The following is a 16824-nucleotide window of genomic DNA, read 5'->3' on the forward strand; positions in this document are numbered from 1 at the left end:
CCATCGGCATTACGTCACGAGGCCGCGTCCCAGACTGTCCCGCCACGGGACAGGCGGGATGGGTCCTCGGCGATCAGTCTGATCTGTTCGCAGAAGACCTCCTCGGAAAACTCCTCTGCCCGCCGGCTTGCCGCCTCGCCGATGCGGATCCGCTCCTCCTGCCGGTCAGGCTTCAGGAGGCGCAGGCTGGTTTCGACCAGAGAGGCGGCATCCTCGTAGAGGAACCCGTTCTCGCCCTCGGTGATGATCTCAGGAGCGCCGCCTGCCTTCAGCGCGAGGGCGACGCATTGGGCAGACATCGCCTCGACGATGGTGATGCCGAAATGCTCGGCTCGCTCCGGATGGGACTGCAGGTCCACGCCCAGGCCCGTGCCGTGCCAATAGAGGGCGGCATCGCGATAGAGCTCGCGCATCGTCTCCGCCGGGCTGTCCACATGGAATTCGACGGGCAGGCCCGCCGCCTTGGCCTGGAGGAAGGCGAGATACTCCCTGGGCTCAGCTCCGGGCACGAGGGAGCCGGCGAGATGGAGGGAGATCGCCCCGTTATGCCGGCGATGCAGCTCCCGGAAGGCGTCGATGAGCAGGTCGTGACGCTTGGCATGCCCGCTGACAAAGAAGCGCCCGACCGACAGGATCATCGGCCGCTTCCGCGAGGCGCGTCCGGGCATGCGGGGAACCGGCGGCGAGACGATCCGGATGGGTGGCTCGTCCAGCGCCGCGGTTCGCAGGGCCGCCCGCAGATGGTGGCGCGAATAGCCGGAGTTCACCATCACGCCCCCATAGCCCGCATAGGCCGAGGCGACGGGCGTCACCTCGGGCGGCAAGGGGAAGGGGAACTGGCACATGAAGAGATTGCGCCGCGCCCGGGCCGCGATCGGCGGAATCATCTCGTTGCCCATGGCGACCATCAGGTCGAAGGGAGGCAACGCCGCCACCGCCTCGAGGTCGATCGGCACGATGCCGCTCAGATCGAGGCCGAGCCGGGAGCCCATGGTCCGCAACCGCAGCCGGCTATAGGGCGCAAGCCCGGCGAAGGCGACGTCGTGATCGCGGCTCAGCGCCGCGGCGAGGGTCAGGATGTAGCGTTCGCCGCCACCTGGCGTCAGGTCATAGGGAGAGAAGATCAGCGCGCGCCGCCGCGGCGGCGGGGGCTGCGCCGGTCCGCGCAGGGCGTGGGCCCACCGGCGGGCGAATTTCTGATGGCCGATATCGGAGGACGGGAGGCGGTCATCCGCGCTTTCCGTGCGCGAGAGGGCAAGGTCGGGGCAACACCAGATTCCTGCCTCCATGGCGGCAATCCGAAAGGAGAGATCGGCATCCTCGTGGCTGCCCGGCTCGAAGGCGAGATCGAAGCCTCCGGCGTCCAGGAACAGCTGCCGCGGCATGAGCCGGACGGCATCGCAGAGATGGTCCACCCGCGCGGGCTGCGGGGGGACGGACCCGGTCGCTTCTCCCCGCCGGAGAGGGACTAGGTGCCCTTCTGTGTCCAAGGCATGCCCCGCTGCCACGACCAGCTTGTCCTCGGAGACGAGGATTGGGCCGACGATGCCAGCCCCCGGCGTGACGGAAAGGGCAAGGCAGAGTTGGCGCAGCCATCCCGATCGAAGACTGACATTCGGATTGAGCAGACAGAGGAGCGGGCTCCGGGCCCGCTCGGCCAGGATGTTGTTGGCCTCGCCCGATTGGCGTCGCGGCCCCAGCCGGATCACCTCGATGTTAGGGGCCTCTGCCGTGAGAGGTTGCCAGGCGATATCCGCGATCAGGACCTCATGGACGACGTCCCCAGTGCTGGCCGAGATTTCGCGCAGGCAGCGGGCCGTCGCATACGCGTCGACATTCACGATGAGGATCGAAACCTCGAGATTCTCCGTTCGAGGAACCGGAAGCTCGGGCGCGGGGGGACGGGTCGCCGGTGAGGCTTGAAGCGAGGGCTGCCGGGCCCCGTGGCCGAGAGAGCGGCGTAAGGCCTCCATCACCCATCTGGCAGGCGCAGTCATCCGCCAGGATGTCGAGCGGCGAAGCGCCTCCCGCTCCCCGAGTGCCGCGGCCAACTGGCGTTCGACCTCTTGGCGAGCCATGGCTTGTTCCGCAACCTTCACTCGCGCCGATGCGAGTTCCACTTCCCGTCGCCATGAAACCACCGGTGACAGTCCCGAGGCCAATGGGTGCTCCCTAGTCTCGTCCCGCAGAAAATCGTTCATCCCGCGTAGTTCACCTTTTGGTTGGCGACGCGAATCAAGGTTCGCTTCAACAGGGCCATATGATCCGGAGCGGCGCTTCGGCAACCGGCGGCATTAGCTTCTGTGGAGAGGATAGTGCCCGCCGCGCGGGAAGTGCTGTAGCCTACCTTCCCATGGCCTCAGACATCCCGGCTTCCGCCAGACCCGGTCCCGATCACGACGGAGCGATCCGCGGGGCCGGTGCCCCGATACACGGGCGCTTCTTCGGCCGAATCGGCACGCGCGCGGCCCTGATCATGGTCCTGATCCTGGCGGTGCTGGCCTTCCTCACCGTCAACTCGCTCTTCACCCTCTCCCGTCAGGGCGCAATCATCGAGGAGATGGGCGTCCGCGACCGCGCGGCCATCGAGGCGGTGGACGACTTCTCCAACGACGTCGCCGACTTCGCGCAGGGCTTCGCCGCCGTCCTCGCCGGCGTCCTGCCGCCCACCGTCACGGCCGTGCGCATGCAGCGCAACGCCGAGGGCATCATGGAGAGCTTCGACCTCCTGATGTCCATCGTCGGCACGCGGATCGACGCGGTGGCGGCTGCTGGCGCGCGGGACATGCGGGCGCGCCTGCCCGACCTCGGCGAGCGCACGCGCGATGCCTTCGCGCGGCGCCAGCGCGACCTCTACGCGCCGCTGCAGGAGGAATGGCTCGACATGGTCGTGGCCTTCAACCGCCTCTCCAGCGACGCCCGGGCCATCGCCAAGGCCGATGCGGACCTGAACCTGCACCGCGCGCATCAGCTGCAGGAGGAAGGGCGCCTCCTGAACTTCATCGCCGCCGGCGTGGGCGTGCTCAGCCTCGGCCTCATCTGGTTCGTGCTGGTGGTGCTGACCGCCCGGCCGCTCGGGCAACTGGCGGCCTCCATGCAGAAGCTCGCGCGCGGCCACGCCGATGTGGAGATCCCGGGCGCCGACCGTGCCGACCAGGTGGGCGAAATGGCGCGCGCCGTTGAGGTGTTCAAGACGAACCTCGGCAACACGAACCGGCTGATGGACCAGGCGCTCGAAGGCGCCCGCCGCACGGCCGTGGTGACCACGCAGGCGAGCCAGGCGATCGGTCAGGTGAGTGACGGGGCCATGACCCAGCTCGCCGAGCTCCGCCAGGTCTCGGACGCGCTGGGCCACACCACGGAGGCGGTGGCGGATGTCGGCCGCAGCACGCAGCGCGCGCGCGACACGGCGTCCGAGGCGCAGTCCCTGCTGGGCGAGAGCCTGGAGAAGGTGCGGCAGCTCATCGAGACCGTGGACGCGGTGGGCGAGGATACGGAGCGCGTGACGCGCATCGCCGCCACCATTGCCAAGATCGCGACGCAGACGAACATCCTGGCGATCAATGCCGCCATCGAGGCGGCGCGGGCCGGTGAGCACGGGCGCGGCCTCGCCGTCGTCGCCGAGGAGGTGCGGGCGCTGGCCGCCAATACCGAGGCGCTGGCGCAGGAGATCGCCGACGTGGTGCTCGCCGCCGGGCGCCGCACGCGCGAGGGCGCGGGCACCGCCGCCGCCGTGGGCGAGGCGATGGACGATTTCGAGCGGCTGACGGGCGAGAGCGCGCGGCTGGCCGCGGCCATTGCCGTCGCCATGGAGGAGCAGCAGACCACGGTCGCCTCGCTGGACGAGCGCGTGGCCGTGCTGACGCGCATCGGCCAGTCCAACGCGACGGCCGCGGAGGAAATCACGGTGACGATGATCGACCTGTCCCGCCTCGCGAGCGAATCGCGCAGCGCCGTGGAGAGCATGGCGGCGCGCTCGGAATGAGACCTGCAACCAGCAAAGGCTGCCCCAACACGCTGAGGCGCGTGCGGATTCCGGCCGCGACTGCGGCCGGCGCCGCCCAACTGACTTTCCGGCCGGGCGTTCCAATGGTGCGGCGAAGCCAAGGCCGCGAAGGCGGCCGCCCGGCGTCTGAGGGGCGCTCAGCATGACCGCCGAAATACTGGTCGTCGACGACAGCAGCTTCAACCGGCTGCTGCTGAAGCGCCGGCTGGCCGAGCTCGGCTATGGCGAGCCGGCCATGGCGGTGAACGGTGTCGAGGCGCTGGCCGCCATCGCGGGAAAGTCGTTCGACATCGTCCTGCTCGATCTCGAAATGCCTGAGCTCGACGGCATCGGCGTGCTGGAGCGGCTGCACGACATGCCGAACGCGCCGCCGGTCATCGTGATCTCGGCGCAGACGGAGATGTCCGGTGTCATCCGCTGCATTGAGCTGGGCGCGGAGGACTATCTTCCGAAGTCCTTCGACCCGCCGCTGCTCAAGGCACGTCTGCAGGCGGTGCTGGAGAAGAAGCGCCTGCGCGATCTTGCGGCGGAGCGTCTGCAGGCGCTGGAGAGCGAGCTGGAAAGCGCGCGCCTGGCCCAGCTCTCTTTGGTGCCGCGCGACTTCGCCGGCCTCTCCCGCGGGCGCCTGACCGTCGCCGCCCATATGGAGCCCGCCCGCGAGGTGGGCGGCGACCTCTACGACATGCGCTGGATCGGCAAGCGGCACCTCATGTTCGCCGTGGCCGACGTGGCCGGGAAGGGCGCTTCGGCCGGCCTCACCATGGCGCGGACCATGGGGCTGATCCGCGCCGGCGTCCGGCTGGCGGACACGGCCGGGCAAGTGCCGGATCCGGGGCCGCTGATGGCGCTCGCCAATGACGAGCTCGCCCTCGACAATCCGGACATGACCTTCGTGACCGCCGCGCTGGCGATCCTGGATGCGGAGACGGGCGAGGGGCGCATCTGCGTGGCCGGTCACGAGGCGCCGCTGCGGCTTTCGGCCGCCGGGGTCGAGGTGATGGGAGGCTATTCCATTCAGCCTGCGCTCGGCGTGATGGAGGAGTTCCCCTATGCCAGCGCGCCCTTCGTGCTGGCCCCGGGCGAGACCATGTTGCTGCTGACCGACGGCGTGACCGAGGCGCAGGACATCTCGGGCGAGCTCTTCGGCAAGGAGGCGGTGCTGGCCGCGCTCGGTTCGCTCGTGGAGCCTGGCCCGGCGATCGCGGCGCTGCTGGCGGCCGTGGCGGGCTTCGTGAAGGAGGCGCGGCCCGCCGACGACGTGACGGTGCTCGCGGTCCGCTTCCAGGCCTGACGCTAGAGGCTGTCGGGCTCCAGGAGCAGGACCGGATCGCCATTGCCCAGCACGCCGACGCCGCCGACGCCCGGCGTGCCGGCCAGGGCCGGATGCAGTGGCTTGAGCAGCAGGTCGGTCCGGCGGCCGACCCGGCCGACGCCCAGCGCCAGCGCGCCGGCCGGACGGCGGATCATCACGATGGCGCTGCTGCTGGAGGCGGGCAGGCGCAGGACGGATTCCAGCGTCGTGACGGCCTGCCCTGCCGGCAGCTGCTCGGGCCGGATCACCGCTTCCACGCGGCCTGCGGGGAGCGCGTAGGGATGGCCGGCGGCCTCCACCAGCAGCACGGGCTGGATGGCGGCGGTCAGCGGTAGGTCGAGGACGAAGCGCGTGCCCGCGCCGGGCGCGCTTTCCACCCGCACCGAGCCGCCGGCCCGCCGCGCCGCATCCTGCACCACGTCCAGCCCGACGCCGCGGCCCGAGGTCTCGGTCACCGTCTCGCGCGTCGAGAAGCCGGGGAGGAAGAGCAGCGCATGGATCTCCTCCCGGCTCAGCCGCGCCCCCGCCTCGGCGGAAATCAGCGTGCGGGAGACGGCGCGCGACAGCACGGCATTGTCGTCGATGCCGCGCCCGTCATCGGCGATGCTGACCAGCAGGCGGCCGGGCTGGCGATCGGCGACCAGATGCAGCCGGCCCGTGGCGGGCTTGCCGGCGGCCAGGCGCTCCGAGGGCGGCTCGACGCCATGGTCCACCGCATTGCGGACGAGGTGCAGCAGCGGGTCGGCCAGGAGATCGGCGAGGCTGCGGTCGAGCTGCACTTCCTCGCCCTGGATCTCGAGCGCGACCTCGCGGCCCTGGGCCTCCGCCGTGGCGCGGAGCACGCGCGGAAGGCGCATCGCTAGGCTGGCGAAGGGCACCACGCGTAGCTCCAGCACCGCCTCGTCGAGCTGGCGGAGGGCGAGGGAGAGGCGGCCGCTGGCGCGCTCGGCGAGGCCGGCGGTCGCGCGCAGCCGCTCCAGCGCATTGCCGAGTACCTGGGAGCTCCGCGCCGGCAGGCGCGCCTGCAGCGAGGCGAGGTCGTCCAGCGCGGTGCGGGCCTGGGGTGTCGCCAGCGCCTCGCCCAGCGCCAGTGCCGCGGCGCGCAGCTCGGCTTCGAGCGCGATCACCGCATCGATGCTGTCCTGCCGGACGCGCATGGTGGGCGCGGGCGGCGGGGCATCGGCGGCGGCGAGATCGGTCAGCGCGCTGCCTTCCGGATCGGCTTCGGCGCGCAGGGCCGCCAGCTCCTCAGGCGGCAGGTCGCTGGCGACAAAGATGTCGAGCGCTTCGGGTGATCCGGCGCTGCCGAGGACCTCGCCGGCGCGGGCCAGGAAGGGCTCGGCGATGGCCTCGGCCGTGGGAAGGGGGCCGAGCCGCAGGCGCCAGATCCGGCGGCCCGCCTGCAGGGCGGCAGCGGCGCGGGCGTGGGAGGAGGCCGGCAGCACGGCGGCGAGCCCCGGGGTCAGCGGGGGCGGCAGGGGCAGCGCGCGGTCGGCGACGGGGACAAGGGTCGACGCGGTCAGCGCCCGGCGGAAATCGTCCCGCAGCTCGGCCAGCCGTTGCGAGGCGGCCTCGCCGGAGCGGCTGGCGAGGTCCTGGATCTGGCGGCCAAGCGCCTCGGCCGCCTCGTTGCCGAGGGCATCGGCGCTGGCGGCCAGGCTTTCGGCGGCGACAATGAGGTCGGGTCCCGGTTCTTCGAGCGCCGCGGCCAGGGCCTCGGCCGAAGGGCGCAGATCGCCGGCAAGGGCGGGGATACGCTCGCCACCGGTCGCGGCCTGCAGCAGCAGCAACGCGCGGCGCAGCCGACCCAGCGCGGCCAGCCGGTCAGGGGCGGTGGGAATGGCCTCCAGCAGCAGGGCTAGGCGCGGCAGCTTCGCCGCCTGGGCGGCCTGGGCCAGGGCGGTCGCCTTGGCCGGCTGCTGGGCCAGGAAGGGAAGCTCGCTCGCGAACCGCGAGGCCAGGGTCAGCCGAAGCGGGTCTGCGGTGGCGGAAGTGGCCGGCGCATCGGCCTTGGGCTGGGGCGCCGGTGCCGGCCTGCCTTCCGCCAGGGCCACAAGACGGGCCAGGAGTTCCGGCGGCGGCGCGCGGTCCTGCCGCTGGTCGAGCAGGGCGGAGCGCTGGCCGCGCAGCGTGTCCACCGCCTCGAGCAACGCGTCGCGCACCGGCTTGTCGAGGGCGAGGCGCCCGGCGCGGGCCAGGCCCAGCACGTCCTCCGCCTTGTGCGCCAGACCGCCGAGACCCGCCGCGCCGATGGCGGCCGACATGCCCTTGAGGCTGTGCATGGCGCGGAACAGCACGTCGATCGGCGCCTCGCCGGCCAGGCCGTGCTCGAGCGTGTCGAGGTGCTCGGCCGTTTCGGCGGCGAATTCCTGCCAGAGGGGATCATCGGCCTCCATGGCTCAGCCTCCCACGGCCTGGCGGGCGGTGGCCAGGATTTCCGCCCCCGCCCGCTCGGCGAGGTCGGGGGAGAGGGCGCCGGAAGGCTTAGCCACGGCGGCGAAGGCACCGCGGCGCAGGGCCTCCAGCGCCGCCGGGGTGCCGGGATGGGCGGCGGAGGACACGACCACCACCGCGCCATGCCCGGCCAGGGCCCATTCGGCGAGGAAGCCCATGCCGTCCAGCACCGGCATCTCCAGGTCGAGCAAGGTGAGGTCCGGCCGCAGCTCCGCCTGCGCGGCCAGCCCGGCCGCACCATCCGCTGCCTCGCCCACCACGGCGAAGCGCGGATCGGCGGCCAGGATGCCGCGGAGCAGGCGGCGCATCATCGCGCTGTCGTCGACGATGAGCGTGCGGATCGGGCGATCGGCGGCCGCAGTTCCGGGCGCGGGCGCTGGTGGCGTCTCGCCGGAGGCGATGGCGGCGAGGGCCTCGGCCGTGGCCCGCAGAAGATCGAGGTCGGTGACCTCGTCCAGCTCGCGCAGCCTGGCCTGAAGCGGCGCCATCTCCATCCCATCCGCCATGCCGCGCAGCCGCACGACGGCGCGCTGCGCCGCGGGCAGGTCCGCCGCGAGGGCGAGATCCGCGCAGAGGGGCAGGAATTCCTCGCGAAACGCGGCGAGCAGCTCCTCGTCCATCATTCGGCCTTCCAGATGTCGCGCAGCAGCTTGCCGATCGCCTCGGGCGCCAGGGATTCCGCGGCGGGAACGCGGGCGCGCGCAGAGTGCGGCATGCCGCTGACGACGGCGGTCTCCCCGCTCTGCACCAGAATACGGCCGCCGATGCGGGCGAGCTCCGCCGCACCGGCCGCGCCGTCCTCGCCCATGCCGGTCAGCACCACGCCGCAGGCGGGCAGGCCGAGCAGGGCCGCGGAGCGGAAGAGCAGGTCGGCCGAGGGATGCACCGGCGCGCTCGTCGGCGCGAGGCGAAGCGCCAGCGCGGCGCCGACGCGCAGCAGCACCGCATCGGTCGGCAGCAGCGCGGCTTCGCCCGGCAGCAACGGCGCATCGTTCCGCGCGACGCGCACCGGCCAGCCGGCTCGCCGCTGCAGCTGCTCCGCGAGCTCGACCGCGAGGCTCTGCGGCATGTGCTGGGCGACGACCACCGGCACCGGCAGCGGCCCGCAGGCGGCGAGCAGGACGGCGAGCGCATCCGGCCCGCCGGTCGAGGCGGCCATGAGGATCAGCGGCGGTGGCGCATGGTCGGCCGCCCGCGCTGGCGGCGGGACGGCGGGGGCGGGCTGGAGCCGGGCCTGCGCAGCCGCCCAATGCCGCAGTCGATCGCGCAGCGCGCGGTCCAGATGGCCGAGGTCGAGGCCGCCCAGGCCGGTCTCCTTGCTCACATAGTCGGCAGCGCCGGCTTCCAGCGCGGCGAGGGCGGCGGGGCTGTCCTGCTGGGTGTGATGGCTGACCATGATCACGGCCGGCGGATTGGGCAGCGCCATGATCCGGCGCGTCGCCTCGATGCCGCCGAGGACGGGCATTTCCACGTCCATCGCGACGACCTGGGGCTGGTGCTCGCGCACGGCGGCGATCGCAGCCTCGCCATTGGCGGCCTCGGCCACCACGCGCAGATCGCCCTCGGCCTCGATGATCCGCCGGAGGGCGATGCGCATGAACGCGCTGTCGTCGACGACGACGACGGGGATGCGTCCGGTCACAGCGCCCCCATCAGATGCGGCGACATGACGGGCAGGGGCGCGCCGTCGAGCCGGGCGATGGCCTGGACCAGCCCGTTCCGCTGGACGAGGGGGGTGATGTCGGCCGCCGGCACCATGCGCACGCCCGCCACCTGCTCGACGGCGACCATCACTTCCGGCCGCGTCGACAGGCGGATGAGCGGCGCGGGGCCCTGCTCCAGGGTCGAAGGGCCGCCCATGGCCAGGCCGCCATCCACCACCGGCAGCACGGCGCCGCGATGCGCGGCCACCCCGGCGAGGCCGGCGCGTGGCGTGGGCAGCGGGGTGGTGGGCGGCAGGATGGCCACCACGGCCTCCGCCGGCAGGGCCACGTCCATTCCCGCGGCGCGGAAGAGGACGAGGTGACGCTGCGGAACCGGAACGGGCGGGGCGATCTCGACGGTGGGTGGCGCGTGATCCAGGGCCTGGCGTGCCGCCGCCGAGACGAGCCAATCGGCAAACGCAGAATCCGCCTCGGGGCCTGCCTCGATCCGGGTCGCCGGCAGGCCGAAGCGCCGGCCCTCATGGTTCAGCACCAGCAGGAGGATAGGCTCCTCGGCACCATCCTCTTCCGTGCCGGCCGCGAAGCCCGTGGACAGGACGAGCACGGGCGCGCCCCCGGCCTCCGCCAGCCCTGCCACGCCGGTCGATGTCCCCGGCATGGGGCGAAGCGCCGGCATGGGGAGGATGTGCTCCGCCAGCTCGGCGGGGACATCGAGCGCGATCCCGCCGAGCAGGACGCGCAGGACCCCGATGCGCGAGGCGCGGCCGCGGCTCGACGCGAGGGGGAGAGGAGCCGGCGCCGCCTCTTCGGCGACGATGGCCGGCGGCACCTCGCGGGGCGCCGCAACGGCGGGGGCGGCCATGCCCTGCGCGAAGGTGAACCAGCTGCCGCCCGGCAGCGGATGGAGGATCTCGGCGTCAGACATCCGGCATGGACCAGAGCGATTCGCCGCAGGCAATGGCACTGGGCGGCGTGCGGTCCGTCGGGCCGAGGGCGAGGAGGCCGCCCGGCTGCAGCGCCGCGCACAGGGCTTCGGTCACGGCGCGGCGCGCGGGCTCCGTCAGGTAGATCAGGACGTTGCGGCAGAACACCACGTCAAAGCCCGTCTCGGAGAGGCCGAGGAGGTTGCGCCGCTCGAAGCGGAGCACGCGGCGCAGCGAGGGGTGCAGGCGCGTCTGGCCTGCCGCGTCCAGGAACCATCGCCGCAAGTCGGCGGGAACCAGGCCCAGCGGATCGCCGAGCCCCGGCGCGATGATGCCGGCCTCCGCGCTGGCGAGGGCCGGGCGGCAGAGATCCAGGCCCAGCACCTCGATTTCGATACCGGGCGCGCCATGCGTCGCCTCCAGGGCCAGGGCGGCCAGGGTGAAGGCTTCCTCGCCCGTCGCGCAGCCGGCGGAAAGCAGGCGGAAGGGGCGCCCCTCGGCGCGGGCTCTCGCCAGCGCGGCCGGAAGATGGTGCGCGACGGCGGCGCATTGCACCGGATGGCGGAACAGGCGCGTCTCCTGCACCGTCACGGCATCGAGCAGCGCGGCCCAATGCGGGTCCTCGGTATCGGGCGGGACGGCGGCGCAGGCTTCGACCAGGTGGGGAATCCGCCGCAGCCGTGCCTCGAGCACGGGCGAGGCAGCGAAGCCGACCAGGGATTCGAGCGCGGCCACCACCACCGCCTCGCCGGCCGGGGCGGAGGCGGCGAGGGGGGCCGCGGTGCTCAGGCGGCGGCGGCCTCGGCCCGCGTGGCGAAGGCCGGGATGATCTTGTCGAAGCCGCTGATCTCGAAGACCTCGCGCACCGGCGCCTGCAGTCCGACGACGGCGAAGGTCGAGCCGGCGGTCTTGGCCTGCTTGGCGGCCTTCAGCAGCACGCGCAGCCCGGCGGAGGAGACGTAGCGGACATTGGCGAGGTCGGCGATGACACCACCCTTCGCCAGCAGCCCGATCAGCGCCGTCTCGGTCTGCGCTGCCGTCGCCGTGTCGAGCCGGCCGTCCAGCACCGCGACGGTCTTCGTCCCCTCGGTGGTTTCGCTGATTTCCATAAGCTCGCTCTCCGTCGTGGTCGGCCCCGCGGCCGGGGGGCGCTTCGGCAGGCAGCCTATCTTACATCGGCCGCTTCTGTAATCGGTCTGATCGATGGCCCGGATCGGCCGGAGGCTGCGCCTAGCTGCCGAGCGGCAGGGAGCAGCTCAACCGGTTCGTGCCGTCCTGGCGCTCGTAGCGGGCATCGCGCGTCATCTTGCGGACGAGATGGACGCCGAGCCCCCCCACGTCGCGTTCCTCCAGCGCCGTTTCGGTATCCACCTCTTCGCGCGCGAGAGGGTTGTAGGCCGGCCCGTCATCCGTCAGCAGCAGCTCGAGCGCGTCGTCGGAAGGGGTGATGTCGAGGGTGAAGTAGGTGGCGCCGGCAGCATGCATGGCGACGTTGGCGGCGATCTCCTCGACGACCAGGCCCAGCCGTGCGGCGACGGCCATGTCGATCTCCGCTTCCTCGGCATAGGCTTCGAGCGCGACCGCCAGTTCCTCGACGCTCTCGAGGGTCGCGGGCAGCCGGCGATGGAAGGCTGGTCTGGCCAATTGGTCGCGTCCCCTCGAATCAGTCCTAGGCTAGCCGTCTTCACGACACCCTGCATCCAAGGCTTGCGCAAGGGGGAGCACGTCCCGCGGACATGCCGTCCGCCGCGTTCCGTGCTTCCCTGCAAGGGAAGGTCGCGGCCCGGCGGGCCGCGCGGATCATCGGAGTATTGGCAGTGAGCATGGACGGAATCAGGACACGGGTGACGGAGCAGCTGGGCATCCGCTACCCGATCGTGCAGGGCGGCCTCGCGCGCGTCGCGAAGGCGGAGCTTTGCGCGGCGGTGTCGGCGGCGGGCGGGCTGGGGCAGATCGCCACCGCCGGGCTGGACGGCGCCGAGGCGCTGCGGGCGGAGATCCGCAAGGTGAGGGCCGTGACGGACAAGCCCTTCGGCGTGAACTTCCCCCTGGGCCGCATGGACATCACCGCCATGCTGGAGGTGACGCTGGAGGAGAAGGTACCGGTCATCGCCCTGACGGCGGGCAATCCGGCGCCCTGGATCAAGCGGATCGCCGGCGCCGCGAAGATCCTGGTGCTCATCGCCGGGCCGGAACTGGCGAAGAAGGCCGAGGCGGCGGGCGCGGACATGGTCGCGACCGTGGGCTACGAGGGCGGTGGCCATCTGGGCCGTGGCGACGAGACCTCGCTGGTAATGGTGCCGCGCGTGGTGCGGGCCGTCTCCATCCCGGTGCTGGCCTCGGGTGGATTCGCGGATGGGGCGGGGCTGCTGGCGGCGCTGGCGCTGGGCGCCGAGGGCGTCGAGATGGGCACGCGCTTCGTCGCGACCGTGGAGGCGCATGCGCATGCCAACTATAAGGAAGCGCTGGTGGCGGCGCAGCCCGCGGGAACGATGATCATCAAGCGCTCGCTGGGCATGCCGGGCCGGACGCTCGACAGCGCCTATGCGCGGCAGATCGTGGCCCGCGAGGCGGCCGGCGCACCCGCCGAGGAGATCGTGCCGCTGATCGCGGGGACCGTGAACGCCCTCGGCACCGACGAGGGGCGCCTGGAGGAGAGTTTCGTCTGGGCCGGCCAGAGCGTCGGGCTGATCGACGGCATCCTGCCGGCGGGTGAGGTGGTGCGCCGCATGGCGGAGGAGGCGCGGGCTGGAATGACGCGCCTTCAGGCGGCCTTCTAGCCATCGAGGGGCGCCGCCCCTCGAGCTCCCTGGCAGGAAACTCGGTTTCTTGCACCTTCGATAAGGTATTGAATCGATGAGGGTCCGGGGGAGGTGTCCCCGGAGGGAGGAGAGTGAGGGGGCGAAGCCCCCTCGCAGACCCTTGGCGAAACGCCGCCGCCGCCGCACAAGCCCCCCATGAGCCACGACATCTTCGCCCAGCTGCGCGACCGCGCCATCGCTGCCCTACAGGCCATCCTCCCCGAGCTTCCGGCGGACGCCTATGCGCGCGTCACCATGGAGCCCCCGCGCGAGGCCAGCCATGGCGACATGTCCACCAATGCCGCGCTGGTGATCGGCAAGGCGGCGAAGATGGCGCCGCCGAAGCTGGCCGCCCAGCTCGCCGAGGCGCTGGCCGCCCTGCCGGAGGTCGTGGAGGCCGCGCCGGCCGGCCCGGGCTTCGTGAACCTCCGCCTGCGCGAGGATTTCCTCCGCGCGCAGCTGCCCGTTGTCCTGCGGGAGCGCGAGGCCTTCGGCCAGGGCGATGCCAAGCCGGGCCGGGTGAACGTGGAATACGTCTCCGCCAATCCCACGGGCCCCATGCATGTCGGCCATTGCCGCGGCGCGGTGGTGGGTGATGCGCTCGCCGCCCTGCTGGCCAAGGCCGGCCACGACGTCACGCGCGAATACTACATCAACGATGCCGGCGCGCAGGTGCAGGCACTCGGCTGGGCGGCCTATTGGCGCTACCTGGAGGCGCTGCCGGTCGCGGCGCATGGCCTCTGGGCCGAGGGAGCCTCGCCCGAGGAGCGCAAGGCCGCCGTCGAGGCCGCCTATGGCACCACCCTGCAATATGGCGGCGAGTACCTCGTCCCGGTCGGCGTCGAGCTCGCCGCGAAGCACGGCGCGGCCCTCTTCCCGCCCGATGCGGAGAAGCTCGCCCTGGTGCGGGGCGTCACCGTGCGGGAGATGATGGTCGAGATCCGTGAGGACCTGGCCGCGCTCGGCGTGAAGCACGACATCTTCGTCAGCGAGGCCGAGCTCATCGCCGCCGGCAAGCTGGAGGAGGCCGAGACCCTGCTCGACAGCCAGGGCCTGATCTATCGCGGTACGCTGGAGCCCCCCAAGGGCAAGCTGCCGGACGATTGGGAGCCGCGCGAGCAGACGCTCTTCCGCTCCAAGGATTTCGGCGACGACACCGATCGCGCGCTCCGCAAGTCCGATGGCACGGGCACCTACTTCGCCAACGACATCGCCAACCACCTGCACAAGATCGAGCGTGGCTTCGGCGCGCTGGTCCATGTCTGGGGTGCGGACCATGGCGGCTATGTGAAGCGCATGCAGGCGGCAGTGGCGGCCCTGTCGCAGCGCCGCGTCTCGCTGGACGTGGTGCTGGCGCAGATCGTCCATGTGGTGAAGGACGGCCAGCCCGTCCGCATGAGCAAGCGCGCCGGCAGCTACATCACGCTGCGCGACCTCATCGACGAGGTCGGGCGCGACGCCGTGCGCTTCACCATGCTGACCCGCAAATCCGACGCGCAGATGGAGTTCGACCTGGACCTCGTGATCCAGCAGTCGCGCGACAATCCTGTCTTCTACGTGCAGTACGCCCATGCCCGCTGCCGCTCGGTGCTGCGCAGCGCCGGCGATCCTTCGCTGGAGAGCCTGGCGGAAGCGCCCCTGGACGCCCTGACCGACCCGGCCGAACTCGCGCTGATCCGCCGCATGGCGACCTGGCCGCGGGTGGTCGAGGCCGCGGCGGCGGCGCGTGAGCCGCACCGAATCGCGTTTTTTCTGAATGACCTCGCCAGTGATTTTCATCTACTGTGGAACAAGGGCAAGGACGACACCACCTTGCGCTTCATCCAGGCGGACGCGCCCGCTGCAACGCAGGCGCGGCTCGCTTTGGTGGCTGCCACGGCGGCCGTGGTGAGGTCCGGGCTCGGGGTGATGGGGGTCACTCCGGTCGAGGAGATGAGATGAACGATACGATGCTTCCCTCCTGGCGGATCCGTCCGCCGGAGAGGGCGTCGGCGGGATGGGGGATTCCGCCGAAGGTCTGGATGATCGGGGGCGGCCTGGCCGGCTCCGTGGTGCTCGCGAGCGCCATCATCTGGGGAATTTCCATGACGGGGACGCGCGGCGTGCCCCTCATCGAGACGGACGGGCGCCCTTACCGGGTGCGGCCCGACACGCCAGGGGGCGCCGTGGTGCCCAACCAGCAGGAACTGATCTTCGAGCGCGGCGCGGGACGCCATGAGCGCCCGGCCGAGGCACGTCTGGGCCCGGGGCCTGAGGCGCCGCGGCTGGACATGCTGCGCGCCCAGTCGGCGCCGCCGCCCGCCCCGGCCGCCGCGCCTGCTCCCGCCCCGGTGGCGGCAGCGCCGGTCCAGCATGCCCCGGCCGCTGCTCCGGCACCGGTTGCCGCCGTGCCTGCGCCTCGCGTGGCGCCCGCCCCGGCCCAGCCGGCGGCCCGGCCCGCCGCGGCCGCGCCCGCGACCGGGGGGCGCTTCATGGTTCAGCTTTCCGCCGCGGGCAGCGAGCAGGCCGCCCGCACCGAATGGACACGCCTGCAGCGCCGAGCGCCCGACCTGGCCGGGCGCTCGCCCATCGTCACGCGCTTCGAGCGGGACGGGCAGGCGACGCTTTGGCGCCTCAGGACGGGCGGCTTCGCCGACCAGGCCGCCGCGCGGGCCTTCTGCGCGCAGCTCCGGGAAAAGAGCGTCGCCTGCATTCCGGTGGCTGGGTAAGCATGACCGCGGATCGGGCCGACAGCGCCGCGCGCGCCGCCATTATCGGCGTCTCGGGGCTTCGGCTCACCTCCGCGGAGGCGGCGCTGCTGCGCCGCCTGAGGCCGATGGGCGCGATCCTCTTCGCCCGCAACGTGGCCGATCCCGATCAGCTTCGTGCGCTGACCGGTGAATTGCGCGAGGTGCTGGGGGAGGCCGCCCCGATCCTCGTCGACCAGGAAGGCGGGCGCGTCGCCCGCCTCAAACCGCCTCACTGGCCCCTGCATCCGCCGGCCGCGACCTTCGAGAACGGCCCCGCCGAGGCCGCGCGCGCCGGCGCGGCCGCGATCGGCGCAGAATGCATCGCCGTCGGGCTGGACGTGGTCTGCGCCCCGCTGCTCGATCTGCGGCTGCCCGGCATGCACAAGGTGATCGGCGACCGCGCCTTCTCCGCGGACCCGGCCGAGGTCGCCCGGCTGGGCGCGGCCTGGATCGCCGGCCTGCGCGATGCCGGCGCACTGCCGGTCATCAAGCACATCCCTGGCCATGGCCGCGCGACGCTGGACAGCCACGAGGCGCTGCCGGTAGTCGAGGCCTCCCGCGCGGAGCTGGAGCTGGACTTCGCGCCCTTCCGCGACCTGGCCGCCGACGACCTCTGGGCCATGACGGCGCATATCCTCTACCCGGCCCTGGATCCGGCGCGCTGCGCGACCCTTTCCCCGATCGTGATCGACCGTGTGATCCGGGGCGAGATCGGCTTCGGCGGCTTCCTTCTGTCGGACGATCTCGGGATGAAGGCGCTCAAGGGCGACTTCGGGGCGCTGACCCAGGCCGTGATGGCCGCCGGCTGCGACGCTGCGCTGCACTGCTCCGGCATTCTCGAGGAAACGGCCGCCGTCCTGGAGGCCTGCCCCATCCTGACCGAGGCCGCGCTCCGGCGCCTCGACGCCGCCCGCCTCCCGGTCCAGGCCTGACCG

14 protein-coding genes are annotated in these 16824 nt (G+C 72.3%); 6 read left to right on the forward strand and 8 right to left on the reverse strand.

Translation table 11 applies throughout. The features are described 5' to 3' along the window. Positions 1-14: 14 nt before the first annotated feature. The gene (locus tag KHU32_RS16020; RefSeq protein WP_213671164.1) at positions 15-2285 is read right to left on the reverse strand and encodes a glycosyltransferase; all 2271 of its coding nucleotides are present in this window, start codon (positions 2283-2285) and stop codon (positions 15-17) included. A 191-nt stretch (positions 2286-2476) separates the two neighbouring features. Between KHU32_RS16020 and KHU32_RS16025 the strand changes: the two genes are divergently transcribed. Together KHU32_RS16025 and KHU32_RS16030 are read left to right on the forward strand one after the other, a co-directional pair. Next, positions 2477-3985, forward strand: coding sequence for a methyl-accepting chemotaxis protein (locus KHU32_RS16025; protein WP_213671165.1), 1509 nt, complete (start codon positions 2477-2479; stop codon positions 3983-3985). A 163-nt stretch (positions 3986-4148) separates the two neighbouring features. After that, positions 4149-5297, forward strand: a complete 1149-nt coding sequence (locus KHU32_RS16030) for a PP2C family protein-serine/threonine phosphatase (protein WP_213671166.1) — start codon at positions 4149-4151, stop codon at positions 5295-5297. 2 nt (positions 5298-5299) lie between these two features. Here KHU32_RS16030 and KHU32_RS16035 read toward each other — a convergent pair whose 3' ends face one another. From KHU32_RS16035 to KHU32_RS16065, 7 genes are all read right to left on the reverse strand, one after another. Beyond that, a complete protein-coding gene (locus tag KHU32_RS16035) occupies positions 5300-7714 on the reverse strand; it encodes a chemotaxis protein CheA (protein WP_213671167.1) in 2415 nt (804 codons plus the stop codon). Between the two features lie 3 nt (positions 7715-7717). Further along, positions 7718-8395, reverse strand: a complete 678-nt coding sequence (locus KHU32_RS16040; RefSeq protein WP_213671168.1) for a response regulator — start codon at positions 8393-8395, stop codon at positions 7718-7720. After that, positions 8392-9414: a chemotaxis protein CheB gene (locus tag KHU32_RS23480; protein WP_213671169.1), complete on the reverse strand. Its 1023-nt coding sequence runs from the start codon at positions 9412-9414 to the stop codon at positions 8392-8394. Before KHU32_RS23480 ends, KHU32_RS16040 begins: the two co-directional genes overlap by 4 nt. Further along, entirely contained in the window at positions 9411-10361 is a 951-nt protein-coding gene (locus KHU32_RS16050; RefSeq protein ID WP_213671170.1) for a chemotaxis protein CheW, read from the reverse strand. Before KHU32_RS16050 ends, KHU32_RS23480 begins: the two co-directional genes overlap by 4 nt. After that, positions 10354-11094 (reverse strand): CheR family methyltransferase, encoded by a 741-nt coding sequence (locus KHU32_RS16055; protein ID WP_213671171.1) that lies wholly within the window; start codon positions 11092-11094, stop codon positions 10354-10356. The genes KHU32_RS16050 and KHU32_RS16055 overlap by 8 nt, the downstream gene beginning before the upstream one ends. Before the next feature lie 50 nt (positions 11095-11144). Next, on the reverse strand, positions 11145-11468 hold the full coding sequence (locus KHU32_RS16060; RefSeq protein WP_213671172.1) for an STAS domain-containing protein: 324 nt from the start codon (positions 11466-11468) through the stop codon (positions 11145-11147). A gap of 121 nt (positions 11469-11589) precedes the next feature. Further along, entirely contained in the window at positions 11590-12003 is a 414-nt protein-coding gene (locus KHU32_RS16065) for an ATP-binding protein (RefSeq protein WP_213671173.1), read from the reverse strand. Between the two features lie 179 nt (positions 12004-12182). Between KHU32_RS16065 and KHU32_RS16070 the strand changes: the two genes are divergently transcribed. From KHU32_RS16070 to nagZ, 4 genes are all read left to right on the forward strand, one after another. Beyond that, entirely contained in the window at positions 12183-13139 is a 957-nt protein-coding gene (locus KHU32_RS16070) for an NAD(P)H-dependent flavin oxidoreductase (RefSeq protein WP_249681319.1), read from the forward strand. Positions 13140-13316: 177 nt separating this feature from the next. After that, positions 13317-15101 carry an arginine--tRNA ligase gene (argS, locus tag KHU32_RS16075; protein ID WP_213671175.1) on the forward strand — a complete coding sequence of 595 codons (1785 nt, stop codon included), beginning with the start codon at positions 13317-13319 and terminating at the stop codon, positions 15099-15101. After that, complete coding sequence (locus KHU32_RS16080) at positions 15098-15868, forward strand: SPOR domain-containing protein (RefSeq protein ID WP_213671176.1); 771 nt, start codon at positions 15098-15100, stop codon at positions 15866-15868. The genes argS and KHU32_RS16080 overlap by 4 nt, the downstream gene beginning before the upstream one ends. A gap of 2 nt (positions 15869-15870) precedes the next feature. Next, the gene (nagZ, locus tag KHU32_RS16085; protein WP_213671177.1) at positions 15871-16821 is read left to right on the forward strand and encodes a beta-N-acetylhexosaminidase; all 951 of its coding nucleotides are present in this window, start codon (positions 15871-15873) and stop codon (positions 16819-16821) included. Positions 16822-16824 lie beyond the last annotated feature (3 nt).

The sequence above is a fragment of the Roseococcus pinisoli genome (genome assembly GCF_018413645.1).
GTDB lineage: Bacteria > Pseudomonadota > Alphaproteobacteria > Acetobacterales > Acetobacteraceae > Roseococcus > Roseococcus pinisoli.